General features: G+C 56.0%; 22 protein-coding genes. 12 read left to right on the forward strand and 10 right to left on the reverse strand.

Annotated elements, in window-relative coordinates; genetic code table 11:
- Positions 1–5: 5 nt before the first annotated feature.
- The 4 genes from feoB to greB all read right to left on the reverse strand — a co-directional run bounded on the left by feoB (position 6) and on the right by greB (position 5,767).
- Complete coding sequence (gene feoB / locus QRN24_RS19060) at positions 6–2,324, reverse strand: Fe(2+) transporter permease subunit FeoB (RefSeq protein ID WP_193163546.1); 2,319 nt, start codon at positions 2,322–2,324, stop codon at positions 6–8.
- A 30-nt stretch (positions 2,325–2,354) separates the two neighbouring features.
- Positions 2,355–2,582 (reverse strand): ferrous iron transporter A, encoded by a 228-nt coding sequence (feoA, locus tag QRN24_RS19065; RefSeq protein ID WP_020884570.1) that lies wholly within the window; start codon positions 2,580–2,582, stop codon positions 2,355–2,357.
- A 292-nt stretch (positions 2,583–2,874) separates the two neighbouring features.
- Positions 2,875–5,205 (reverse strand): Tex family protein, encoded by a 2,331-nt coding sequence (locus QRN24_RS19070; protein WP_284942967.1) that lies wholly within the window; start codon positions 5,203–5,205, stop codon positions 2,875–2,877.
- 88 nt (positions 5,206–5,293) lie between these two features.
- A complete protein-coding gene (gene greB, locus QRN24_RS19075) occupies positions 5,294–5,767 on the reverse strand; it encodes a transcription elongation factor GreB (protein ID WP_014171964.1) in 474 nt (157 codons plus the stop codon).
- A gap of 232 nt (positions 5,768–5,999) precedes the next feature.
- Here greB and ompR point away from each other — a divergent pair, with 232 nt between their 5' ends.
- On the forward strand, positions 6,000–6,719 hold the full coding sequence (gene ompR / locus QRN24_RS19080; protein WP_006177890.1) for an osmolarity response regulator transcription factor OmpR: 720 nt from the start codon (positions 6,000–6,002) through the stop codon (positions 6,717–6,719).
- A complete protein-coding gene (gene envZ / locus QRN24_RS19085; RefSeq protein ID WP_014171962.1) occupies positions 6,716–8,062 on the forward strand; it encodes a two-component system sensor histidine kinase EnvZ in 1,347 nt (448 codons plus the stop codon). The genes ompR and envZ overlap by 4 nt, the downstream gene beginning before the upstream one ends.
- Before the next feature lie 47 nt (positions 8,063–8,109).
- Here envZ and pckA read toward each other — a convergent pair whose 3' ends face one another.
- The 5 genes from pckA to QRN24_RS19110 all read right to left on the reverse strand — a co-directional run bounded on the left by pckA (position 8,110) and on the right by QRN24_RS19110 (position 14,270).
- Positions 8,110–9,729, reverse strand: a complete 1,620-nt coding sequence (pckA, locus tag QRN24_RS19090; RefSeq protein ID WP_014171961.1) for a phosphoenolpyruvate carboxykinase (ATP) — start codon at positions 9,727–9,729, stop codon at positions 8,110–8,112.
- 353 nt (positions 9,730–10,082) lie between these two features.
- Positions 10,083–10,961, reverse strand: coding sequence for an Hsp33 family molecular chaperone HslO (hslO, locus tag QRN24_RS19095; RefSeq protein ID WP_014171960.1), 879 nt, complete (start codon positions 10,959–10,961; stop codon positions 10,083–10,085).
- A 24-nt stretch (positions 10,962–10,985) separates the two neighbouring features.
- Entirely contained in the window at positions 10,986–11,387 is a 402-nt protein-coding gene (gene hslR / locus QRN24_RS19100) for a ribosome-associated heat shock protein Hsp15 (RefSeq protein ID WP_020884572.1), read from the reverse strand.
- Positions 11,384–12,067 (reverse strand): GMP/IMP nucleotidase, encoded by a 684-nt coding sequence (gene yrfG / locus QRN24_RS19105; protein ID WP_025202858.1) that lies wholly within the window; start codon positions 12,065–12,067, stop codon positions 11,384–11,386. The genes hslR and yrfG overlap by 4 nt, the downstream gene beginning before the upstream one ends.
- Positions 12,068–12,134: 67 nt before the next feature.
- Positions 12,135–14,270 (reverse strand): intracellular growth attenuator family protein, encoded by a 2,136-nt coding sequence (locus QRN24_RS19110; RefSeq protein ID WP_032679110.1) that lies wholly within the window; start codon positions 14,268–14,270, stop codon positions 12,135–12,137.
- A gap of 326 nt (positions 14,271–14,596) precedes the next feature.
- Here QRN24_RS19110 and nudE point away from each other — a divergent pair, with 326 nt between their 5' ends.
- Positions 14,597–15,157, forward strand: coding sequence for an ADP compounds hydrolase NudE (nudE, locus tag QRN24_RS19115; protein ID WP_014171956.1), 561 nt, complete (start codon positions 14,597–14,599; stop codon positions 15,155–15,157).
- 72 nt (positions 15,158–15,229) lie between these two features.
- On the opposite strand, the gene mrcA is transcribed toward nudE, so the two are convergent.
- Positions 15,230–17,782, reverse strand: a complete 2,553-nt coding sequence (gene mrcA, locus QRN24_RS19120; protein WP_020884575.1) for a peptidoglycan glycosyltransferase/peptidoglycan DD-transpeptidase MrcA — start codon at positions 17,780–17,782, stop codon at positions 15,230–15,232.
- A 119-nt stretch (positions 17,783–17,901) separates the two neighbouring features.
- Here mrcA and QRN24_RS19125 point away from each other — a divergent pair, with 119 nt between their 5' ends.
- The 9 genes from QRN24_RS19125 to dam all read left to right on the forward strand — a co-directional run bounded on the left by QRN24_RS19125 (position 17,902) and on the right by dam (position 25,412).
- Positions 17,902–18,678 (forward strand): type IV pilus biogenesis protein PilM, encoded by a 777-nt coding sequence (locus tag QRN24_RS19125; protein WP_284942968.1) that lies wholly within the window; start codon positions 17,902–17,904, stop codon positions 18,676–18,678.
- A complete protein-coding gene (locus QRN24_RS19130; protein WP_134180044.1) occupies positions 18,675–19,169 on the forward strand; it encodes a PilN domain-containing protein in 495 nt (164 codons plus the stop codon). The genes QRN24_RS19125 and QRN24_RS19130 overlap by 4 nt, the downstream gene beginning before the upstream one ends.
- Positions 19,170–19,172: 3 nt before the next feature.
- Positions 19,173–19,634 (forward strand): HofO family protein, encoded by a 462-nt coding sequence (locus QRN24_RS19135; protein ID WP_020884578.1) that lies wholly within the window; start codon positions 19,173–19,175, stop codon positions 19,632–19,634.
- Positions 19,624–20,028, forward strand: a complete 405-nt coding sequence (locus QRN24_RS19140; protein ID WP_059305538.1) for a HofP DNA utilization family protein — start codon at positions 19,624–19,626, stop codon at positions 20,026–20,028. The genes QRN24_RS19135 and QRN24_RS19140 overlap by 11 nt, the downstream gene beginning before the upstream one ends.
- A complete protein-coding gene (hofQ, locus tag QRN24_RS19145; RefSeq protein ID WP_032680150.1) occupies positions 19,940–21,178 on the forward strand; it encodes a DNA uptake porin HofQ in 1,239 nt (412 codons plus the stop codon). Before QRN24_RS19140 ends, hofQ begins: the two co-directional genes overlap by 89 nt.
- 286 nt (positions 21,179–21,464) lie before the next feature.
- Positions 21,465–21,986, forward strand: coding sequence for a shikimate kinase AroK (gene aroK, locus QRN24_RS19150; protein ID WP_003861630.1), 522 nt, complete (start codon positions 21,465–21,467; stop codon positions 21,984–21,986).
- 57 nt (positions 21,987–22,043) lie between these two features.
- On the forward strand, positions 22,044–23,132 hold the full coding sequence (aroB, locus tag QRN24_RS19155; protein WP_284942969.1) for a 3-dehydroquinate synthase: 1,089 nt from the start codon (positions 22,044–22,046) through the stop codon (positions 23,130–23,132).
- Between the two features lie 92 nt (positions 23,133–23,224).
- Positions 23,225–24,532, forward strand: a complete 1,308-nt coding sequence (gene damX / locus QRN24_RS19160; RefSeq protein WP_284942970.1) for a cell division protein DamX — start codon at positions 23,225–23,227, stop codon at positions 24,530–24,532.
- A gap of 67 nt (positions 24,533–24,599) precedes the next feature.
- Positions 24,600–25,412, forward strand: coding sequence for an adenine-specific DNA-methyltransferase (gene dam, locus QRN24_RS19165; protein WP_032679102.1), 813 nt, complete (start codon positions 24,600–24,602; stop codon positions 25,410–25,412).
- The last annotated feature ends 16 nt before the right edge of the window (positions 25,413–25,428 follow it).

Here is a 25,428-nt window from a genome sequence, read left to right on the forward strand (position 1 = left end):
ACCCCTTAGTGACAGTCGCCCGCCGGGCTGTTGCAGCAGGTGGCAGCCGTTTTGCGGTTTGCCAGCAGGTTGATATCAACCCGGCTGCGTGCCCGGCGTAACAGGCCGAGAACGAGCACGTTAAACAGCACAACCGCCAGGATGCACGCCAGGCTATAACGCGGGTGCTGGCTAAAGTTAACGGTCTGATAAAAGAGCGTCGCCAGCGAGTAAGCGATGTTGAGCCCCCACAGAATGGAGAAGCCCATCCAGCCACGGCTGGACTCGCGGGCAATCGCGCCCATGACGGAGATGCACGGAATATAGAGCAGAACAAAGATGAGGTAGCTGTAGGCCGCAGAGGCGCTGCCAAATTTCTCGCTCATCACGCCCATGGCACCCGTTGCCATTTCGCCGTCACCTTTACTGGCCTCAATAGGGTTCGCCAGCACGCTCAGGCTGAAGGTGTCTTTCAGGCTCTGCCATGTCTCTTCGACGGCGCCCAGCAGTTCGTTACCGAGATGAAACTCTGCCGGATTGAACGCTTGCTCCTGGATGTTCTCCGCGGTGTAGAGTGTATTCAGGGTCCCGACGACCACCTCTTTCGCCATCGCACCGGTGAACAGACCGACGGTCGCCTGCCAGTTATCGTCATGGACGCCGATCGGTTTGAAGACCGGGGTTATGACGCGGCTGACGGAGGCGAGGGCGGAGTCGTTGATGTTATCCGCAGCCTGTCCGCTCAGGGTGAAGCTGTTCAGCGCGCTCAGGAAAATACTCACGATAACAATCACTTTACCGGCACGCAGGACGAAGCCTTTCAGGCGCTGCCAGGTCTGGATCACCAGGCTTTTAAGATGGGGGACGTGGTAGACCGGCAGTTCCATGACGAACGGCGACGCTTCGCCGCGCATGATGGTGTGTTTCAGCATCAGCCCCGTGAGAATGGCCATGACGATACCCAGCACGTACAGCGAGAAGACCGCCAGCGCCCCCTGCTGCCCAAAGAAGGCCGCGGCAAAGACCGCGAAGATAGCCAGTCGCGCACCGCAGGACATAAACGGTGCCATCATAATGGTCATCAGACGTTCACGCGGCGCATCCAGCGTACGGGCACCCATAACCGAGGGCACGTTACAGCCGAAGCCCACGATCAGCGGCACGAAGGATTTGCCCGGCAGACCGAGCGCCTGCATCAGGCGATCCATGACGAAGGCGGCGCGCGCCATGTAACCGGAATCCTCAAGGAAGGAGAGGAACAGATACATCATGCCGATTTGCGGCACCAGAGGCAGTACGGTGTTGATACCACCGCCAATCCCCTGGGCAAGGAAGATGGTCAGCCATTCCGGGAAATGCAGGGTGTAACCCACCCACTGAATGCCATGAACAAAGATAGCAACGGAACCGGCATCGAAAATCGGCTGGAGTGCGCCACCAATGTTAATGGCGAGCAAGAACATCAGGTACATCACCAGCAAGAAGACCGGCAAACCGAGGAAACGGTTAAGCACAACCTTATCCACGGCAGCGGTGAAGCGGCTCGGTTCCGCCGTCAGGGCGTTACTGACCACGTCGCAAATCGCGGCGATGGCCTGATAGCGAGCATCAGCGATATGCAGGGCCGGGTCATCCAGCTCGTCGCTCAGACGGGCGAGGACCACGTCCAGTTTATCTGCCGCATGACCAGCATAGGCGCGGCTGTAGATATCCCCTTCCAGCATTTGCAGGCCGAGCCACAGGCGCTGTTTCGCGGGCATGCTTTTGTCCATCTCTTGCGCCAGCAGATCCGCTTCGCGCAGGAGCGGCTGGGCGTAGTGCACCAGCTCAACGTTACGATTTCCCGCGTGGCGATCGATAGCCAGTTTCAGGGCATCAATACCGCGGGCGCGCGTCGACACCAGCGGAACGACCGGGCACCCCAGCCGTGCGGAGAGGGCATCGACGTCGATGCGCAGTTTCTGTTTCTCTGCAATGTCGAGCATGTTGAGCGCCACGATGCAGGGAATGCCCAGCTCCAGCAGCTGCAGCGTCAGGTAGAGGTTACGCTCAAGGTTTGAGGCATCAACCACGTTGATGAGCAGATCCGCGTCGCCGCTAAGAATATAGTGGCAGGCAATCTGCTCATCGAGCGAAGTTTGCGAGGAGATCGTGGTTAAGGAGTACGTGCCGGGCAGGTCAACCAGCGTGACCTGGTGATCTGTTGTTGAGAACAGGCCTTCTTTACGTTCAACCGTTACGCCAGCCCAGTTACCGACGCGCTGGCGCGCACCCGTGAGCTGGTTAAATAGCGTTGTCTTGCCGGAATTAGGATTGCCAATTAAGCCAATAGTTAATTTTTTCATTTTTCTGGACTCACTGAAACCGCTGGCTTGTTATCGGGATAAAGCTTCGACTTCTATTAATGCGAGATCTTTTTTACGCAATACCAGATTTACGCGTCGGGTTTCGATATGCACCGGATCACCTAACGGGGCGACGCGCACGACCTGAAATGACGAGCCGGGCAGCATGCCCAGCGACAGCAGCTTTTGTCGATAAGCCGGGCTAATTTCGTGGGTAAAACCGGTAATTTTCCATGCACTGTCTGGAGTGAATTGCATAATGCCTGATTCCACGAGAGGTTAAAATATCTACTATGGGATGATAATGAGAATAGTTTTTATCAGCAATAATAAAACTGTGACGGAATGTTGTTTGCGGTATTAATTTACGGCCTGTTTGACCTTGCTCAATATTTACTGATTCTGCGGCAGGGAGAGGAAAGGCTTATATGTTAATAGTGTGATCACTGATGGTTGAAATATAGATATACAACCGGTTTCATATTTTACAATTAATTTCGGCGGGATATCGGCCCGGTGAGTGACGCATCACCGGGCCTTTTTTATGCGGTTAGCGTTTCTTACCCATTGCTGCCGCCAGCGCATCCATCATGGCGCTGTTGCCCGCAGGCTGGGCGTCACGTCCGCGTGGCTTCGCCGCTTTTGCGGCCGGGCGCTGCTGCTCGCGTCCGCCGCCGTTACTGCCGCGGCGCGCGTTGGTTTCACCTGGCTGCTCGTCCAGACGCATCGTCAGGGCGATACGCTTACGCTGCAGATCCACTTCCATCACCTTCACCTTCACGATGTCGCCCGCTTTGACCACGGTATGCGGATCTTCAACGAATTTATCGGCAAGGGAAGAGATGTGGACCAGACCGTCCTGGTGCACGCCGATATCGACAAACGCGCCAAAGTTGGTGACGTTAGTGACAGCCCCTTCGAGTACCATGCCTGGAAGCAGGTCATTCATGGTTTCAACGCCGTCGGCGAAGGCCGCGGTTTTAAACTCAGGACGCGGATCGCGGCCCGGTTTTTCCAGCTCTTTGATGATGTCCGTGACCGTCGGCACCCCGAACTGCTCGTCGGTAAAATCGACCGCCTTCAGGTTACGCAGCGCGCTGCTGTCGCCCATCAGGTCTTTCAGCGCCTGCTGGGTTGCGGCCAGAATGCGTTCCACTACCGGGTACGCTTCCGGGTGAACGGTTGAGGCATCCAGCGGGTTATCGCCGTGGTTGATGCGCAGGAAGCCCGCGCACTGCTCAAACGCTTTTGGCCCCAGACGGCTCACCTTCAGTAACTGCTGGCGGTTCTGGAACTGGCCGTTTTCATCACGCCAGGCAACGATGTTTTGCGCCATCATGCGGGTTAAGCCCGCCACGCGGGTCAGCAGGGGAACAGAGGCCGTGTTCAGGTCAACGCCGACGGCGTTTACGCAGTCTTCCACGACCGCATCCAGCTTACGGGCCAGCTGAGTCTGGCTCACGTCATGCTGATACTGGCCGACGCCGATGGATTTCGGGTCGATCTTAACCAGCTCCGCCAGCGGATCCTGCAGACGACGGGCGATAGAAACTGCACCGCGCAGGGAAACGTCCAGGTCCGGGAACTCCAGGGCGGCCAGTTCAGACGCCGAATAGACGGAAGCGCCCGCCTCGCTGACAATCACTTTCTGCGCGGTGACTTTCGGGAACTGTTTCTGCACGTCGAGGTAGAAACGCTCGGTTTCACGGGAGGCCGTACCGTTGCCGATGGCCACCAGCTCCACGTTGTATTTCTCGCACAGCGCCGCAACCACGACGGCAGCCTTCGCCGCCTGGCCGGTATGCGGATAAATGGTGTCGGTAGCCACCAGCTTGCCGGTACCGTCAACCACGGCCACTTTTACGCCGGTACGCAGACCCGGATCGAGACCCATGGTGGCGCGCAGGCCGGCAGGTGCGGCCATCAGCAGGTCGTGCAGGTTGCGGGCGAAGACGTTGATTGCTTCGTCTTCGGCGCGTTCACGCACGGTGCCCATCAGTTCGGTTTCGAGGTGCATTAGCACCTTGATGCGCCACGTCCAGCTCACCACGCCTTTGCGCCAGCTGTCTGCCGGCGCGTTGTTCAGGCGAAGGCCGAGGTGGTCGATAATGATCTGCTCGCAGTGGCTCTCTTTTGGTGGCTCGTCAAACTGTGGGTCGGCATTCAGGGAGAGCTGGAGCACGCCTTCGTTGCGGCCGCGGAACATCGCCAGCGCGCGGTGTGAAGGGGTGGTAGAGATGGGTTCGTGATGATCGAAATAATCGCGGAACTTGGCGCCTTCTTCCTCTTTCCCGCTGACCACGGTAGAGACGATGTGGGCGTTTTTCCACAGATAGTCACGCACTTTCGCGAGCAGGGCGGCATCTTCGGAGAAACGCTCCATCAGAATATAGCGCGCGCCGTCGAGTGCGGCTTTGGTGTCTGCGACCCCTTTATCGGCATCGATAAACTTCGCGGCTTCGGTTTCCGGGTCGTGGGACGGTTCGTTCCACAGCAGTTCGGCCAGCGGCTCCAGGCCTGCCTCAATTGCAATCTGTCCACGGGTGCGGCGCTTCGGTTTGTACGGCAGATAAAGGTCTTCGAGTTCGGTTTTGCTCAGGGTGCCGTTGATTGCGGTTTCCAGCTCGCTGGTCAGTTTTCCCTGTTCGCCGATGGATTTGAGGATCGCCTGACGACGGTCTTCCAGTTCGCGCAGGTACCCGAGACGGGTCTCCAGGTTACGCAGCTGCGTGTCATCCAGACCGCCGGTGACTTCCTTACGATAACGTGCAATAAACGGCACGGTGTTCCCTTCATCAAGCAGGCGAACGGCAGCTTCTACCTGTTCGGCTCTGGCCTGAAGTTCACCCGCAATAATGCGGCAGAGCGAATCTTTCATCATGGCTTTATCATCTGTTGAGTCGAAAAAATCAGGGGATAGTTATACGGGCTGACACGGCAAAATGCCAGCCGCGGAGGGCGCTCTCGGACTATTTAACGTACGTAATTTCGTTGACGTACCAGCTGGCTTCGCCGCCAGGGGTCTGCACGACGGCCAAATCGCCCACTTCCTTTTTCAGCAGCGCACGGGCCATTGGTGAGTCGATAGAGATGTAATCCTTACGACCAAAAATTTCGTCATAGCCGACGATACGAAAACGCAGGGTGTCGCCATCGTCGTTCTCAATCTCGACCCACGCGCCGAAAAACACTTTGCCTTCCTGCTGTGGGGAGTAATCCACTATTTTGAGGTTCTCAAGGCATTTGGTCAGATAGCGGACCCGGCGGTCGATTTCACGTAACCGTTTTTTGTTGTACTGGTAGTCAGCATTTTCACTGCGATCGCCCAGGCTTGCGGCCCAGGTCACTTTCTTGGTCACTTCAGGACGCTCTTCGCGCCACAGGTAATCCATCTCTTTTTTGAGTTTCTCATACCCTTCGCGGGTGATCAGGGGCGTTTTCATGGGGTGACCTTAAGACTCGACATCATTGCATTCTTTGCGCACATTACGTATCACGTAGTCTAACAGACAACGTTAATAATGATTTATGTGATGAAATGTGCAGATAAGCTGCTGTTAAATATGCTTTGTAACAATTTCGACTAGAATTTATACCAGAATTAGCTGGTCGAACACGTGCACTTTTTTAGAATACGCTGTTATTAGACTATCCGAACCTTTGGGAGTACACACAATGCAAGAGAACTACAAAATTCTGGTCGTGGATGACGACATGCGCCTGCGTGCGCTGCTTGAGCGTTATCTGACCGAGCAGGGCTTCCAGGTTCGTAGCGTGGCCAACGCTGAGCAGATGGACCGTCTGCTGACCCGCGAATCATTCCATCTTATGGTACTCGACCTGATGCTGCCTGGTGAAGACGGGCTTTCCATCTGTCGTCGTCTGCGTAGCCAGAGCAACCCTATGCCGATCATCATGGTGACGGCGAAAGGGGAAGAGGTTGACCGCATCGTTGGTCTGGAAATCGGCGCTGACGACTACATTCCAAAACCGTTCAACCCGCGTGAACTGCTGGCCCGTATTCGCGCCGTGCTGCGCCGTCAGGCGAACGAACTGCCTGGCGCACCGTCGCAGGAAGAAGCGGTGATTGCGTTTGGTAAGTTCAAGCTGAATCTCGGTACCCGTGAGATGTTCCGTGAAGATGAACCTATGCCGCTCACCAGCGGTGAGTTCGCAGTGCTGAAAGCGCTGGTCAGCCACCCGCGTGAGCCGCTTTCACGTGACAAGCTGATGAACCTGGCGCGTGGCCGTGAATACTCCGCAATGGAACGTTCCATTGACGTGCAGATCTCCCGTCTGCGCCGCATGGTGGAAGAAGATCCGGCGCATCCTCGTTATATTCAGACCGTATGGGGTCTGGGCTACGTGTTTGTCCCGGACGGCGCTAAAGCATGAGGCGAATGCGCTTCTCTCCGCGAAGCTCATTTGCCCGTACGCTGTTACTGATTGTCACCCTGCTGTTTGTCAGCCTGGTGACAACCTATCTGGTGGTGCTGAACTTTGCGATCCTGCCGAGCCTCCAGCAGTTCAATAAGGTTCTGGCATACGAAGTGCGTATGCTGATGACCGATAAACTGCAACTGGAGGACGGCACGCAGTTAGTTGTTCCCCCGGCGTTTCGCCGTGAAATCTACCGTGAGCTGGGTATTTCGCTTTACTCCAACGAAGCGGCAGAAGACGCTGGCCTGCGCTGGGCGCAGCATTATGAGTTCCTCAGCCAGCAGATGGCGCAGCAGTTAGGTGGCCCAACGGAAGTGCGCGTTGAGGTCAACAAAAGCTCGCCGGTCGTCTGGCTGAAAACCTGGCTGTCACCCAATATCTGGGTGCGTGTCCCGCTGACCGAAATTCATCAGGGTGACTTCTCACCGCTGTTCCGCTACACCCTTGCCATTATGCTGCTGGCGATAGGCGGCGCGTGGCTGTTTATTCGTATACAGAACCGACCGCTGGTCGACCTGGAGCACGCTGCGCTGCAGGTCGGTAAAGGGATTATTCCTCCGCCACTGCGTGAGTACGGCGCCTCAGAAGTGCGTTCCGTGACGCGGGCCTTTAACCATATGGCGGCCGGCGTGAAACAGCTGGCAGACGACCGTACGCTGCTGATGGCGGGCGTGAGTCATGACCTGCGCACGCCGCTCACGCGTATCCGTCTGGCGACGGAGATGATGGGCGAAGAGGATGGTTATCTTGCGGAGTCCATTAACAAGGACATCGAAGAGTGTAACGCCATTATCGAGCAGTTCATTGACTACCTGCGTACCGGGCAGGAGATGCCGATGGAGATGGCCGATCTGAATGCGGTACTCGGTGAAGTGGTCGCGGCGGAAAGCGGCTACGAGCGGGAAATCGATACCGATCTGCAGGCCGGTGAAATTCAGGTGCGGATGCACCCGCTTTCCATTAAACGTGCTGTGGCCAATATGGTGGTTAACGCGGCCCGTTATGGCAATGGCTGGATTAAAGTCAGCAGCGGGTCTGAGCTCAACCGCGCCTGGTTCCAGGTCGAAGATGACGGTCCGGGCATTAAGCCAGAGCAGCGTAAGCATCTGTTCCAGCCGTTTGTGCGGGGCGATAGCGCGCGCAGTACCAGCGGAACCGGCTTAGGCCTGGCGATTGTGCAGCGTATTGTGGATAACCATAACGGCTTGCTGGAGATTGGGACCAGTGAGCGGGGCGGTTTAAGCATTCGCGCATGGTTACCGGTGCCGGTGACGCGCGGGCAGGTGAGAGAGAGTTAAAAAAGGGTGGCAAAAGCCACCCTTTTTTTTGCAGGTCGTGTCAGCTGTTACAGCTTCGGACCCGCACTCACCAGCGCTTCACCTGCCGGGGTATCGGTATACTTCTCGAAGTTCTCAATAAACAGTTTCGCCAGCGATTCTGCTTTCTCACGCCACTGCTCCGGTGAGCCGTAGGTATTGCGTGGGTCGAGAATACGGGTCTCTACGCCCGGCAGCGCCGTCGGGATTGCCAGATCAAACATCGGCAGCGTGAAGGTTTCGGCGTTATCGAGTGAACCATCCAGAATGGCGTCGATAATGGCGCGGGTATCTTTGATGGAGATACGTTTGCCGGTGCCGTTCCAGCCGGTATTCACCAGGTACGCCTGTGCACCGGACGCCTGCATGCGTTTGACCAGCACTTCCGCGTACTGCGTCGGGTGCAGCGACAGGAACGCTGCGCCGAAGCAGGCGGAGAAGGTTGGCGTTGGCTCCGTCACGCCGCGCTCGGTACCGGCCAGTTTGGCGGTAAAACCAGACAGGAAGTGGTACTGCGTCTGGCTGGCGGTCAGGCGGGACACCGGAGGCAACACGCCGAACGCATCTGCCGTCAGGAAAATCACCTTCGTCGCGTGGCCCGCTTTTGACACCGGCTTCACGATGTTGTCGATGTGGTAGATAGGGTAAGACACGCGGGTGTTTTCGGTTTTCGAAGCATCGTCGAAGTCGATCGTTCCATCGGCACGCACGGTGACGTTTTCCAGCAGCGCATCGCGGCGGATGGCATGGAAGATATCTGGCTCCGCTTCTTCAGACAGGCGAATGGTCTTCGCGTAGCAGCCCCCTTCGAAGTTAAACACGCCGTCATCATCCCAGCCGTGCTCGTCATCGCCAATCAGACGACGTTTCGGATCGGTAGAAAGGGTGGTTTTACCGGTGCCGGACAGGCCGAAGAACACCGCCACATCCCCTTTTTCACCGACGTTTGCCGAACAGTGCATGGAGGCGATACCGCGCAGCGGCAGCAGGTAGTTCATCACCGAGAACATCCCTTTCTTCATTTCGCCGCCGTACCAGGTACCGCCGATCAGCTGAATACGCTCGGTCAGGTTAAAGGCGATGAAGTTTTCGGAGTTAAGACCCTGCTCTTTCCACTGTGGGTTCGTGCATTTCGCCCCGTTCATCACGATGAAGTCAGGGGTGAAATCCTGCAGCTCTTTGTCGTCAGGACGAATAAACATGTTTTTCACGAAATGCGCCTGCCAGGCCACTTCAGTGATAAACCGTACGGAAAGGCGAGTGTCGGCGTTAGCGCCGCAGAAAGCATCAACGATAAACAGACGCTTGCCGGAAAGTTGATGGGTAACGAGCCCTTTCAGATGCTGCCAGGTTTCCGGAGAGAGCGGTTTGTTATCGTTCTTCCCTTTGCCTTTATCAGCCCACCACAGCGTGTCGCGGGTGGTCTCGTCTCGGACGATGTATTTATCTTTCGGCGAACGACCGGTAAAGATACCGGTATCGACGGCGATAGCACCAAGGTTAGTCAACACACCTCGCTCGTATCCTTCCAGTGCTGGATTGAGCTCTTCCTGATACAGCGTATCGTAATCGGGGTTGTAGACGATTTCCTGGACGTCGTGAATACCATAAGCCTTGAGATCTTGCGGGGTTAAACCAGTAACACGCATATCACTGCTCCTTAGCCAATATGTACTGTCTGAAATTGTAGGGTTTTTGTGAGGTTGTTAACCGCGACGGGGCTCATAGATTTACGCATCTGGACAAAACCCTTACTAACGGAAAACGCTGCGACTCCAGTCACAGGGCAGGCGGATTATCGCAGGAATCGCTTTTTGGTTGGGGAAAATGTTCCGAAAAGGTTAATGGCTGGTGATTTTATCGGAAGGAATGTGAATGTAATCGCATACACGTAAGAAAATTACGTAAGAGTTACAGTGTTAAAAACGATTCAGCCAGAGAGGGCTTTTTTGCACCTTGCCCTCTCGCAAAAGGGAGAGGGCAAGGTGAGGGCAGGCTTTGCTTAGTGGACCTGAGGATCCGCCGGGGAGGCGTTGTTGCGGATCTCAGCAATATCCATCGAATTGAACACGTAGTGCGTACCGCAGTAGTCACAGTGCATATCGATTTCGCCGTCTTCCGCCATGATGCTGTCGATCTCTTCATCCGGCAGCGTCTTCAGCGCGCCAGCGCAGCGTTCACGTGAACAGGTGCACTTAAATTCCACCGACTGTGGGTCGTAAACCGTCACTTCTTCTTCGTGATAAAGACGCCACAGGACATCGGTCGCCGACAGGGTGAACAGCTCTTCTGCTTTGACGGTTTCCGTCAGGGTCGCGAGGTGCTCGAAGTCGTTGGTCTGCGCGTCCTGCGCAGGCAGAACCTGCAGTAGCATACCGCCAGCAGCAGGCTGACCGTCTACTTCACCTGTGCGGATGAACAGACGCGTCGGCAGCTGTTCTGAACGCATGAAGTAATCTTCCAGGCAGGCCGCCAGCGTATCGCCTTCGAGGCCAACCACGCCCTGATAGCGCTCACCTTCCTCCGGGGAGATGGTGATGACCAGATAGCCATTACCCACCAGCGTTTTCAGGTCCGCGTTTTCAGGAACATCGCCCTGTACGCGCGCCACGCCGCGCATCTGCTGCTGGTTATTTCCGTTAATGACCGCCAGGGTCATAGGGCCATCACCCTGCAATTGCACGGTGATATCCCCGGCAAATTTCAGGGTGGCAGTCAGCAGGCTGGTGGCAACCAGCAGTTCGCCCAACAGGGTTTTCACCGGCAGCGGGTAGTTGTGGTTTTCCAGAATCTGTTTCCAGGTTTCGGATACGGTGACCAGCTCGCCGCGCACGGCGAATTGTTCAAACAGATAGCGGTGTAATTGGTCGTGTTGGGCCATAATAGTCTCTCGTGCAGGTGAGGGTTACTCGGTCTCACCGTGTTTAAATTTCATCAGATCGCGGCGCTCTTTTTTATCCGGACGCCGGTCCGGGTGGGGCATTGTCAGCGCATTCATTTTGCGCGCCAGCGCGGTCTTCTCGCGTTTTTCAATGCTCTCAGCCGTCTCTTCATACAGCAGTACGGCTTCGGTTGCGGGCCGTCGTTGTTCAGTAATGGCTTTAATCACCACGGTACGTTCATCGTTGCCCTGACGCAGCGTTAAGGTGGCATTCAGTTCGACCAGCTTGCTCGGTTTGCTGCGCTGGCCGTTGTAATGCACTTTACCGCCGTCAATCATGTCGCGGGCAAGGGCGCGCGTTTTATAAAAACGGGCCGCCCACAGCCATTTATCCAGTCTTACCCCTTCAGAGGGTTTTTCTTTCATGGCCTCTCCTTCACGGTCAGTGAGGGGATCATCTGGCGATAGTCGTTCAGCCCCGGATGGCGCAGATAGCTTTTTTCAGCCAGGCCAGAGTCAGGATTAGTAACGCCCAGACAATAGCGAATGCCAAACCTGGCCGCGGAATCCAGAATAGGCTCGCTGTCATCAATAAACAGCGTGCGTTCCGGCTGCAAACCGGTCTCTTCCGCCACCGCATGCCACAACCGCTGATCCTCTTTCGGATAACCAAATGTGTGGGTGGAAAGTAATAAATCAAGGTGCGAAGCAAGACCCGTATGCTCCAGCTTCACGGCCAGATTGTGAGGATGGGCGTTGGTCAGCAAGATACGGCGCTTGCCGCTCGCTTTCAGCGCATCCAGAAAAGGCACGGTATCCTCACGCAGTACGGCGCGCGGGCCCTGGGCGGTGGTCATGGCACAAATATCCAAACCGAGGCGCTCGCTCCAGTAGTCAAGACAGTACCAGTTTAGCGTATGCTGCACCGCGCTATATTGCGAACGAATGAATTCCTGCGCTTCTGCCGGGGAGATCCCCTGCTGTTCACCATAGGTTTCCGGAACCAGCTTTTGCCAGAAATAGTTATCAAAGGCGAGGTCGAGCAGCGTGCCGTCCATATCCAGCAGAACGGTATCAACCTCCTGCCAGGCGATATCAAGATGCATAAGGGGGAACTCCAGCCTGAAGAAACGTGCGCGACAGGGTAGCACATCTTGTCGCGCATCGACGTTATCAGATCAGGCTCTCAGAGGAGGGGATCAGCTTAGGGTTAAGGCAATTTTCGTAATACTGCTGGATGTCGGCAAGCCTGGTGCGTGAGCGCTGATAGCGACGCAGCGCCATAAAACCGTTCCAGCAAATGCATACCAGCATCGCAATCATCAGCAGCGAGGTGCCAATGTAGCGCCACAGGCCAGCGCTGTCTGGCATGCGGTGCAGGCCGATGTGGCGCGTGCCGTTGGCATCGGTAAAGATACTCGTCACAATCCCTTCAGCGCTAAACGGCGTCTGCATCAGCATCTGCGCCAGGCGCTGGAACTGGCCCCACTGTTCCTGAGCCGGGTAGTCATAAAGTGCGACCTGCGGGTATGGCTGATCGACCAGGTCGCTCCCTTCATCACTGACAATCACAAAGCCGCCCGGTGCCGGGCTATTCAGCGCCTGCGCCGCGCGGGTAGTTTCGCGCATCACGAAGGGTGCGGTTGACGTAGCGACCAGATTATCCAGCGACTCGGCGCTGACCGGACGCAGCAGCACGTTAACGCCATCCAGCCGGCCCGCTTCCGCGCGTTTCACCAGCGAATCCCAGTCTTTACTGTTACCCAGGTTCACAAGGGCGTTTTTGAGACGTACGCATTCGTCCTGAGCGGAACACAAATCCTGTGTTTTCAGAACGATGTCACCAAAGTCGTCCAGAAGCACCATCCCCGATTTCTGAATGGCCGAGCGCAGGGCAGGGCTCACGCGTGAGTCGTCATCGGGTTTTGGGTGCAGCTGGCGATTGACCGTCTGGGTAAGCGACGTGGCTTTATTGACAACCTCAGATTCAGGCAGCGGCAGCGGCGGCGCGTCATTCCAGATAATTTGCGAGCAATCGAACGGCATGAACGGCGAGCTCTGACGCGTATTCCATGCGCCAGGCGTATGAATGTTACACATCCCGGTGCCCTTCAGGCGCAGCGTATCACCGACCCGCACGCCAGCCTCGTCCAGTTGGTTGACGCTGGTTGCCTCAATGGTTTGCGCCCCTTTTATCCATGACAGGGTAAATTTAATGGGCATATCCAGCGGGACAAACAGCAGAAGCATGATAAAGACCAGCGCTGCCCCCCCGGCAATGACCGCACTGCGTAACCAGTGCTGAAGCGGGAAGTTTTTTACTTCATCATGCAGGGACAAAAAGCGCCCCTGGCGCACCACATGGCGGTCAAGGTAGATATCGATATCGGTTTTCTGCCCTAAATCCTGGGCAATCCACGGCTGCCAGTGGCGCGGGTAGATAAGATCGATAATACCGAGCGAGATATTATTGAGGTGCTCCTGGTCACTCTCACCGAACAGACCCCAGCGCTTAGGAGTACCGCGCAGGCAGTGGATCTCACGTAGCGAGGTTTTTGCCGGCGGGGCAAAGAGCCCCCACAGTCCGGCTGCCAGCAACAGCACCGCACCGCCAGCCAGCCAGGGGACAAACACATCCGGCGTCAGCAGGCAGATGAAAAAGAGCAGGAACGCGGCCACGATCAGAATCGCTTCGCGAATGCCGTCCGGGCGGCTCAGGGCGTACTCTTCATGCGTCTCCTGGCGAATGTTCAGCAGCTCGATCTGCTCTGTCTCTTCGCCACGAATGGAGGCCTGCGTTGAGCTTGCGCGTTCCAGCGCAAAACGCGGGGCTTCCTGAAGATATTCATTCAATGTATGGCCGTTGAGCGAGATAACCAGCGGCAACGAATCGGTATGGATCAGCTCTACGCTGTTTTCGTCATTAATGTACTGCTCCCAGGACGGGGGCAGATGCACTTCAACCGAATCCAGGTAATAGCGCCATTTATTGGGATCGTCTGTGGTGATGCCATAGCGGGTGATGGAGCGCGTCACACTGAGCACTGTGTCACTTTGCGCATTTAACTTGAGCGCCACCGGCGCAGCAGTTGCCCCCGTCGGCCCAGGTGTTAACTGAGAACGGTTCAGTGTTTCGAGATAGTTTTCTACTGCATCGCGCTCTTCTTGCGTCAGTTTACGCGTCGTCGCACCGGCAAAGGCGTTTAAAAAGGGCAGCCGGTAACGACGCCTTACGCGACGCCTGTATACCCACCCTGCAACCAATGCGCCGGCCAGCATAGCAGCGAGAACAATCAAAATGGTGCTCATGCTTTCCCCATCTTACTTATCTTCTTACAGGTGTAGTCAGTAGCACCTTTAACATTGAATGAGAGTCTGTGGTTGGCTATCGGCAAGTATGGAGTCGAACTTGAGCATTCTGAAGCGCATCCCAGTGACCGATGATGATAGCAAAGCCTGTTATGGCGCGATATCAGCAAATTCCTGGAAACATTTCAACCTCTTGACATTTGTTTTGAATTGAGGATTGATTCCTGTTACGTTGCATAAATGTAAATACAGAACAATTGACATTGCCGAAACCGTGCGGCGTATCGCACAATAAAGCCAGTTCCCACTGCTAAGACCCCATCACGATGAGCAAACCACTACAAAAACCCACCATTCTGAATGTTGAAACAGTCGCAAAATCGCGCCTGTTTAATGTCGAAAGTGTGGATCTGGAGTTCAGCAACGGTGTGCGTCGCGTTTACGAACGTATGCGCCCTTCTTCGCGCGAAGCGGTGATGATTGTTCCTGTCGTCGACGACCATCTGATCTTAATCCGCGAGTATGCCGTGGGAACCGAATCTTACGAACTTGGGTTCTCGAAAGGGCTCATCGATCCGGGTGAAACGGTCTTTGAGGCGGCCAATCGCGAGCTGAAAGAAGAGGTCGGTTTTGGCGCGAACGAACTGACGTTCCTGAAAAAACTGAGCATGGCACCCTCCTATTTTTCCAGCAAAATGAACATTGTGGTTGCTGAGGATCTCTATCCAGAATCGCTGGAGGGGGACGAGCCGGAGCCGCTGCCACAGGTTCGCTGGCCGCTGGCCCATATGATGGACCTGCTCGAAGACCCTGACTTTAACGAGGCCCGCAACGTGAGCGCGCTGTTCCTGGTACGCGAATGGCTGAAGGGGCAGGGGCGGTTATAACAGTCTGATGTCTGCAACGTGTGAGAGAACAAAAAAAACGGCAACCTGAGGTTGCCGTTTTTACGTTGCCCGTTAGAACAACTCGTGCGTTTCGCCGTTATCAATGATTTCTGTACCCACCTCATGCACCGCCTGTGTGGTTGGCTGCGTGCCCTCGATGAAATACTCTGCACGGCTATTGCCGCCATTGGCGAGCTGCCCGGTGCTGCGGTCGATATTGACGGTAACCACGCCCGGTGGTGGCGTCAGCGGTTGCTCCGGAACGCCTTCCAGCACGGATTTCATATAGGCATCCCAGGCCGGTTGCGCACTCTTCGCGCCGCCTTCGTAGCCAGAAATCTGATCTTTAATCGCGCCTGAAGCCGTGGTGCGGCCTAAATCACGGCGATGATCGTCAAAACCGATCCAGACTGACGTCACCACGCCCGGACCGTAACCGGAGAACCACGCATCTTTCGAGCTGTTTGTTGTCCCCGTTTTACCGCCGATATCATGGCGCTGTAAATCACGTCCTGCCCGCCAGCCGGTCCCTTGCCAGCCAGGTTCGCCGAAGATGTTGGTGTTCAGCGCGCTCTTTATCAGGAACGACAGCGGCGTGTTAATGACATGCGGTGCATACTCCTGCGCCCCGCTCTGCGCCACCAGCGACTGGTTAGCCTGTTCCAGCTGCGGCTGCGGCAACACAGGGTTCGTCTGCTCCTGAGACACGGCAACGTCTTCCATGTCCTTGTTTTCAATCACTTCAGATTTTGGCGTATTGCCGTAAATGACCGGAATATCGCAGTCAGGGCAGGCAATTTTCGGCTTCGCTTCAAACAGCACGCCACCCTGGTCGTTCTCGATTTTACTGATGAAGTACGGGTCAATCAGGAAGCCGCCGTTAGCCATCACCGAGTACCCCCGCGCCACCTGAAGCGGCGTAAAGGACGCAGAGCCTAACGCCAGCGATTCGGTGCGCACGATGTTCTGAGCCGGGAAACCGAAGCGTTGCAGATATTCCGCGGCATAGTCGACACCCATCGCACGCATTGCGCGCACCATCACCACGTTTTTCGACTGCCCAAGACCCTGACGAAGACGAATAGGGCCTGAATATTCCGCCGGTGAGTTCTTCGGCTGCCAGTCAGAACCGGCACCGGCATCCCAGCGGGAGATAGGCACGTCGTTCAGGATACTGGCGAGAGTCAGTCCCTTATCCATGGCTGCGGTGTAGAGGAATGGCTTGATGTTAGAGCCAACTTGACGCAACGCCTGGGTGGCGCGGTTAAATTTGCTCTGGTTGAAATCGAACCCACCGACCAGGGCCAGCACGGCACCGTTCTGCGGATTGATGGACACCAGGGCCGAGTTAACGTCTGGGACCTGCGCCAGCCACCAGCTGTCGCCCACCTTGCGTACCCAGATTTGCTGTCCGGTCTGGACGACATCCGTCACTTTACGCGGCGTCGGGCCTTGCAGGGTGTCTGAGCGGTACGGGCGAGCCCAACGGATCCCGTCCATACGCAGGGAGACAGACGTTCCATCCGCCAGCGTTGCCACCGCTTCCTGCGGATCGGCCTGAGTCACCACGGCAGGAAGGAGCGGGCCATAGGTGGGCAGCGCTTTCAGCGTACTGGTGATTTTTTTGCTGTCCCAGGCGCTTTCGCCGACTTTCCACAGCACATTCGACGGGCCGCGATAACCGTGGCGCATGTCGTAATCCATCACGTTGTTACGCACCGCTTCCTGAGCCGCCTGCTGAACGTTGCGGGTCACGGTGGTGTAAACGCGGTAGCCATCTTCGTAGGCTTTATCGCCGTAGCGGCTCACCATCTCCTGACGCACCATTTCGGTGAGATAAGGGGCAGAGAAGGCAATTTCCGGCGCATGGTAGTTGGCATCGATGACATCGTTGCGCGCCTGTTCGTACTCGCTCTGGCTGATATAGCCTTCGCTCAGCATACGTGACAGGACGACGTTACGACGCGCCGTAGCGCGTTCAAGCGAGTAGAGCGGGTTGAAGGTCGATGGTGCTTTAGGCAGACCGGCAATGGTCGCCATTTCGCTTAACGTCAGCTGCTCGACAGGTTTACCAAAATACACCTGCGCGGCCGCACCAACACCGTAGGCGCGGTAGCCGAGGTAGATTTTATTGAGGTACAGCTCAAGGATCTCGTCTTTGCTCAACAACTGCTCAATACGGATCGCAAGGAACACCTCTTTGATCTTACGGGTCAGGGTCTTTTCTGGGCTAAGGAAGAAGTTACGCGCCAGCTGCTGTGTAATGGTACTTGCCCCCTGAGAGGCATGACCGGAGAACAGCGCAATACTTGCAGCACGGAAAATCCCCACCGGATCGACACCGTGGTGCTCGTAAAAACGGCTGTCCTCGGTAGCGATAAAGGCTTTGACCATCACGGGCGGAATTTGATTTAAGGTCAGCGGGATACGACGCTTTTCGCCGTACTGCGCCATTAACTCGCCATCGGCGCTGTAGACCTGCATCGGGATCTGGAGTCGCACATCGCGAAGCGTAGCGACATCAGGCAGCTGCGGCTCAATATATTTGTACAAACCATAAATCGAGCCTGCTCCCAGCAGAATGCAACAGACTGCAAGGATTAATAAATACTTTACGAACTTCACCGGAGATTTCCCATTTGGTTTCACTTGGGCAGTTTCTAAACAATCGCGCGGTAGTATAAAGGCAAGCCTGATTCATTGATATAGCCGTCACCTGACGGGCGATAAGGAGATCGTGAAGCATGGCTTTCAAAACATGGCAAACAGGCGTTCATATTCAACAGGATAGGGTGCAGATAGTGGCGCTGGCCCGGGAGCGGTCGGGCTGGCGTTTGTGCCGCTGGTGGGCTATCACTCTGGCCGAAGGGATTATCCGGGATGGCAAAATTTGCCAGCCTGAACAACTGGTTGACGCCCTGCGCGACTGGCGGAAAACGTTGCCCCACTCCCACCGGGTGTTTCTCTCATTTCCGGCGGCACGCACGTTGCAACGATCGCTTCCCCGTCCGGGCGTGGCGCTGCGCGACAGCGAACAGCTCTCCTGGCTGGGGGCGACGCTCTCGCGTGAACTGGAGATGGCTGCTGACACGCTCTGTTTTGATTATGTGCAGGATACGTTCAGCAATACATTCCATGTCACCGCGGCACAAAACAACGAGATTCACCCCCTGCTGACGCTGGCAAAGATGTTGCGTTTACGGCTCGTGACGATCACCCCGGATGCCAGTGCGCTGGCGAATCTTCTCCCTGCGGTAGCGCCGGCGCAGTGTGTCGCCTGGCGGGATGGGCATCAGTGGCTGTGGGCGATGCGCCATCAGTGGGGACGGCGTTTTACCACGGAAGCGGAAAACGTGGCCGATCTCGCGGCACTGCTGGCCCTCACGCCGGAGGACATTGCCCTCTTTGATAGTCAGCGAGACCCCTGGGACGCCCTGGTTCGTTGCCATGCTCCTCTGCCGGCATGCGGCGCTGATTATACCGTCGCGCTGGCGCTGGCCATGAGTGAGGTGCCGGAATGAGCATGACGAATTTTTTGCCGTGGCGGCGGCAGCGACGCGTGCGCTGCCTGCGATTCTGGGGCGTACTGTTTGTCGCTACGTGGCTGCTGATACTGACGGGGGTTTTCAGCCTGCGGATGAATCCTCTCGTGATGACACGTGCGCTACATATTCAACTGGCGGGCATGCAGTCCGTGCAGCAGGTGCTGGTGTCTCGTACAAGGTCAGGCACAGAGACGCCGACGCCCGCGCCAGCGCCTCAACGACGCGCCTGGCAGCCGGTGCTGGAGTCCTTTGCCGGGATGATGCCATCCCAGGTCTGGCTGACCGAACTGCGCTATCAGCCCCCTACACTGATGTTAACCGGATATGCCGCAACACTCCCCGCGCTCTCTGCTCTGCGGGATGGGCTCGGAAAGATGGCGGGGTTTACCCCCGGGCCGACGGGGGAATTACAGCAGGATGACCTGGGGCGCTGGATGTTCACCTTTCATCTGCGAAGCGAGGGCTAATGCGTGGAAACCTTGTTCGAACGCTGGTGCGAAAGCAGCCCCCGATGGCGGGTGCTGTGCTGGTGTCTGAGCGTTCTCTTTCTGGGGAGTACGACATGGGGCATGGTGCTTCGACCGGTTGCAAAGCAGGTGGCTGAACTTCAGCGGCAGGTCAGCGAGGCCGCACAGGCTAATGTCTCGCTATGGCCCGCCGCCAGTCAGGTGCCGCGGCGTCACGCACCCCGTGAAGCCACGGTAATGACGCCTTTTTCGCCACTCGAGTTTCAGGGGGCGGGCACAAGACTGGTTCACTGGAAGCCGTTGCAAAACGGAGGGGAACTGACGCTGGATGCTGAATGGCAGGCCATCCCGACTGTTTTCAGCCGGCTGGCGCAGCGGGATGTTCAGGTTGCCGCCTTTGCTCTCTCTGCACAGGGTTCGGCATTACGCCTGCGGGTGGAGCTGGAGGAGCAGCATGCGAAATAGCGCGCGTTGCCTGCTGGTGTGTTGCGCCCTGTTAGTGACCGGGATGCGGGATCCTTTTCGCCCGCCGGATGACCCTTGTGCGGTAGGGCAACTGGCGCAGTGGCATTACCACGGGATGGTGGGCGGCACTCAGGACACTGGCATTTTACAGGACGGGCAAAAGCGCTGGCATCGCCTGACACCGCAACAGCATCTCCCGGTGGGCTGGCGGGTAACGGCCCTCAATGAAAGGGAACTGGTCGTCGATGTGGGGGATGCATGTGAACCCAGACAATGGACGTGGCAACGAGAAGGAACGAAAAAGAATGAACATAAGGATAACGCTGTGGCTGCTGGCGTTCAGTCATCCGCTGTGGGCCGCCGCGCCAAAGCCGGTCACGCTGGTGGTGGATGAGGTACCGGTGGTGCAGGTGCTACAGGCGCTGGTCGCACAGGAGAACCGTAATCTGGTGGTATCGCCAGATGTCAGCGGCACGCTGTCGCTCAATCTGACACGCGTCCCCTGGCGACAGGCGCTACAGACGGTTGTCACCAGCGCCGGGCTTGTTCTGCATGAAGAAGGGGGGATTTTTTATGTTCACACCGCAGCCTGGCAGCGTGAACAGCTGGAACGCAAAGAGCAGGAGCGGACACGCCGACAGCTTGATGCGCCGCTGGTCTCGCACAGCATACCTTTTTCTTACGCTGACGCCGGGGAACTGCAAAAAGCGGCGGAAAAACTGCTCAGTCCAAAAGGGAGTTTGTCTGTCGACAAGCGTACCAACCGTCTGCTGATACGGGATAACCAGGCGGTGCTTGATACGCTGCAGCACTGGGCGACACAGATGGATATCCCTGTCGAGCAGGTGGAACTGGCGGCGCATATCGTGACCATCAATGAAAAAAGCCTGCGTGAGCTGGGGGTGAAGTGGAATCTCGCCGACGCAACGGAGGCGGGCAAGGTCGGGCAACTCACAACGCTTGGCAGCGATCTGTCCGTGGCAAACGCCACCACCCATGTGGGTTTTAATATCGGGCGGATTAACGGCAGGCTGCTGGATCTGGAGTTGTCGGCGCTGGAGCAAAAGCAGCAGGTCGATATCATCGCCAGCCCACGACTGCTGGCCTCGCATATGCAACCGGCCAGTATTAAGCAGGGCAGTGAGATCCCATATCAGGTCTCCAGTGGTGACAGCGGGGCGACCTCCGTGGAATTTAAAGAGGCGGTGTTAGGCATGGAGGTGACGCCGGTGGTGCTGCCCGGCGGTCGCGTACGCCTGAAGTTGCACATCAGTGAAAATATGCCAGGACAGGTGCTGCAGCAGGCCGATGGTGAAACGCTGGCCATCGATAAACAAGAAATTGAAACCCAGGTGGAAGTAAAAAGTGGAGAAACGCTGGCGCTGGGCGGAATTTTTTCGCAAAAGAATAAAACCGGAAGCGATCGCGTGCCCGGGCTGGGCAACATCCCGTGGCTTGGACAGCTTTTTCGCCATGACGGAAAGGACAATGAACGACGGGAGTTAGTGGTGTTTATTACACCACGACTGGTCGGTATTCGCTGAAGAGTCACGATCCTCCCAATGATTTTGCATTCAGATTGTTGCAGATGTTTGACGTGGGGCATGAATTAGCATACAAGGAGTACCGATTTGAGTTGGACTTACGTCTTATTGCCTTATGCGTCTGGTGCGGTGATTTAATCAGTTGCCAAACAAGCCGGAGTATTGAGATAATTTTTAGTCTGACTCTCGCTCTATTGCATATGAGGTTTCAGTTCATGTCCTGCTACGCCGGGTGTCTGCGAAGCGGGGATTACCATTAACGAATAGTCTTAGTAGTACCGATAAAATGGCAGAGAAACGCAATATCTTTCTGGTTGGGCCTATGGGTGCCGGCAAAAGCACTATTGGGCGTCAGTTAGCTCAACAACTCAATATGGAATTTTACGATTCTGATCAAGAGATTGAGAAACGAACCGGAGCTGATGTGGGCTGGGTTTTCGACGTAGAAGGCGAAGAAGGTTTCCGTGACCGAGAAGAAAAAGTGATCAACGAACTCACGGAAAAGCAGGGCATTGTTCTGGCAACAGGCGGTGGCTCTGTCAAATCTCGCGAAACCCGCAACCGTCTCTCCGCCCGTGGCGTAGTGGTCTATCTCGAGACGACCATCGAAAAACAGCTGGCACGTACGCAGCGCGATAAAAAGCGCCCGTTGCTGCAGGTTGAAACGCCACCACGCGAAGTTCTGGAAGCGTTGGCCGATGAACGCAATCCGCTGTACGAAGAGATTGCTGATGTGACCATTCGTACTGACGATCAGAGCGCTAAAGTGGTTGCAAACCAGATTATTCATATGCTGGAAAGCAACTGATTCTGGCTTTATATACAATCGCCTGCGGGTAAAAGCATTAAAGGTGGATGTCGCGTCATGGAGAGGATTACAGTTACTCTCGGGGAACGTAGTTACCCAATCATCATCGCGGCTGGTTTGTTTAACGACCCAGCTTCCTTTTTACCACTGAAAGCGGGTGATCAGGCGATGCTGGTCACCAATGAGACGCTGGCTCCGCTTTATCTCGACCGCGTTCGCCACCTGCTTGAACAGGCGGGCGTTAAAGTCGACAGTGTAATTCTGCCCGATGGCGAGCAGTATAAAAGCCTGGCGGTACTGGATACCGTCTTTACCGCATTGCTGCAAAAACCGCATGGTCGCGATACAACACTGCTTGCCCTGGGCGGCGGTGTTGTGGGCGATCTGACGGGCTTTGCGGCTGCAAGTTATCAACGTGGTGTGCGTTTTATTCAAATCCCTACCACGTTACTGTCTCAGGTCGACTCTTCTGTCGGCGGCAAAACGGCCGTTAACCATCCGCTCGGTAAAAATATGATTGGCGCGTTCTACCAGCCGGCATCGGTGGTGGTGGATCTCGACTGTCTGAAAACCCTACCGAAACGCGAGCTGGCTTCTGGCCTGGCTGAAGTGATCAAATACGGCATTATTCTGGATGGCGAGTTCTTTGACTGGCTGGAAGAGAATATGGATGCGTTGCTGCGCCTGGATGAGGCGACACTGGCTTACTGCATTCGTCGTTGTTGTGAGCTGAAAGCAGAAGTTGTCGCTGCAGACGAGCGTGAAACGGGCTTACGTGCTTTACTGAATCTTGGGCATACGTTTGGTCACGCGATTGAAGCCGAAATGGGTTACGGTAACTGGCTTCACGGTGAAGCAGTCGCTGCCGGAATGGTAATGGCTGCTCGCACTGCTGAACGTCTGGGGCAGTTTAAACCGGAAGAGACGGCACGCATCATCACGCTGCTTGAGCGTGCGGGCTTGCCGGTAACCGGGCCGAAAGAGATGTCGGCACAAGCGTATTTACCCCACATGATGCGCGATAAAAAAGTATTGGCAGGTGAGATGCGTCTTGTACTCCCGCTTGCAATAGGGAAGAGTGAAGTACGCGGCGGAGTGCCGCATGATGTGGTTCTTGGCGCTATTGCTGACTGTCAGCAGGCGTAACAACTAGAAAGGTCAGGCCACTGTTACAGGTGGTCGTTTAGCTTCAGGCGAAATGCAAAGTCGTTGGCATAAGCCTTTGAGTGGGGTGTTAAATGGATGAATTCAAACCAGAAGACGAGCTGAAACCCGATCCCAGCGATCGTCGTACTGGTCGTTCTCGTCAATCTTCAGAACGTGATAACGAGCCGCAGATCAACTTTGACGATGTTGATCTGGATGCAGACGATCGTCGCCCTTCGCGTAGCCGCAACGCGCGTGATGAGCGAGAAGAAGAGGGTTATGAGTCCGAAGAAGATTCAATGGACGAAGAGCCTGTAGAGCGTCGCCCACGTAAACGTAAAAAAGCCGCTGCGCAGAAACCCGCCTCCCGCCAGTACATCATGATGGGACTCGGCGTTCTGGTGCTCGTGCTGCTGATTGTCGGTATTGGTTCTGCGTTAAAAGCGCCTTCGACCCCTTCCGGTGAGCAAGCGGCATCCACTGAGAAGAGCATCAGCCTCTCTGGTAACGATGCGACCGATCAGGCGAATGGTGCACAGCCAGCGCCGGGTACCACCTCCGCCGAGCAGACTGCCGGAAATACAACACAGCCGCAGGATGTTTCTCTGCCGCCAGTTTCTTCTACCCCCGCACAGGGTCAGGCACCTGCCACGCCGGAAGGCCAGCAGCGTGTAGAAGTTCAGGGCGACCTGAACAATGCCCTGACGCAGCCGCAAAATCAGGCGCAGGTGGACAATGCCGTGGTTAACTCTACGCTGCCAACTGAACCTGCGACCGTTGCACCGATCCGCGGTGGCAACGCTCAGCCGCAAACGGCTGCAACCGAAACCAAACCGCGCCAGACGCAACCTGCGACCCGTCCTGAACGTAAGCAGGCTGTGATTGAACCTAAGCGTGAAACCAAACCTCAGGCAGTCGTCAAAGCGCCTGAAGTGAAAGCGCCAGCTCAGACAAAACGTACTGAAACGGCCACGGTGAGCGAACCGGCAAAAGCACCGGTTACGCAGACAGCACCGAAAGCAACGGCTGCCACTTCGGCACCGGCTGCAACTGCACCTACTGCAACTGCACCTGCAGCAACGGCAACAACCAGCGCCGCAGCAGGCAAGACTGCAGGTAACGTCGGTTCGCTGAAGTCAGCCCCGTCCAGCAATTACACGCTGCAGCTGAGCAGTTCGTCTAACTATGACAACCTCAACGGTTGGGCGAAGAAAACAAATCTGAAAAACTATGTGGTTTATCAGACGACCCGTAATGGTCAGCCGTGGTACGTGCTGGTAAGTGGCGTTTATGCTTCAAAAGATGAAGCGAAACGTGCTGTCGCAACGCTGCCAGCCGACGTTCAGGCGAAAAACCCATGGGCTAAGCCAATTCATCAGGTTCAGGCTGATCTGAAGTAATGTTTAAAGCGCAGGATGCTGTCGGAGCTTTCTCCACAGCCGGAGAAGGTGTAATCAGTTAGTCAGCATGAAAAAAAATCGCGCTTTTCTGAAATGGGCAGGGGGGAAATACCCCCTGCTCGATGATATTAAAAAGCACCTGCCGAAAGGCGAGTGTCTTATCGAGCCCTTTGTGGGCGCTGGATCGGTATTCCTGAATACCGATTTTTCTCGTTATATCCTGGCGGATATCAACAGCGACCTCATCAGCCTCTACAACATCGTCAAGCTGCAGACCGACGAGTACGTGGAAGAGGCTCGGAAGCTGTTTACACCCGAGCACAATAATCCGGACGTTTACTACCAGTTCCGCACTGAATTTAATCAGAGTCAGGATCCGTTCCGCCGGGCGCTGTTGTTCCTCTATCTCAATCGACACGGCTACAACGGTCTGTGCCGGTATAATCTTCGTGGTGAATTTAACGTGCCGTTTGGCCGTTATAAGCGTCCGTATTTCCCACAGGATGAGTTGTATCACTTTGCTAAAAAAGCGCAGAATGCCGAATTCCACTGCCTCTCCTATGAAGAGTGCATGGAGCTGGCAGGCGTAAACTCGGTGGTCTATTGCGACCCGCCTTACGCACCGCTGTCTGCGACGGCAAATTTCACCGCTTATCACACCAACAGCTTCAGTCCGGCCGAGCAGGCCCGTCTGGCGGAGATGGCGGAAAAGCTGGTCAGCAAAAGAATTCCGGTGTTAATTTCGAATCACGATACCCCTGATACGCGCGAATGGTACAAAGCCGCGAAGCATTTTCAGGTCAAAGTGCGGCGTAGCATAAGCAGCAACGGCGGCACACGTAAAAAGGTGGACGAACTCCTGGCGCTTTATCGCCCCTGAGCCGTTTTGCCCGCCG

Source organism: Enterobacter sp. MEB024 (assembly GCF_030209635.1).
Taxonomy (GTDB): domain Bacteria; phylum Pseudomonadota; class Gammaproteobacteria; order Enterobacterales; family Enterobacteriaceae; genus Enterobacter; species Enterobacter ludwigii.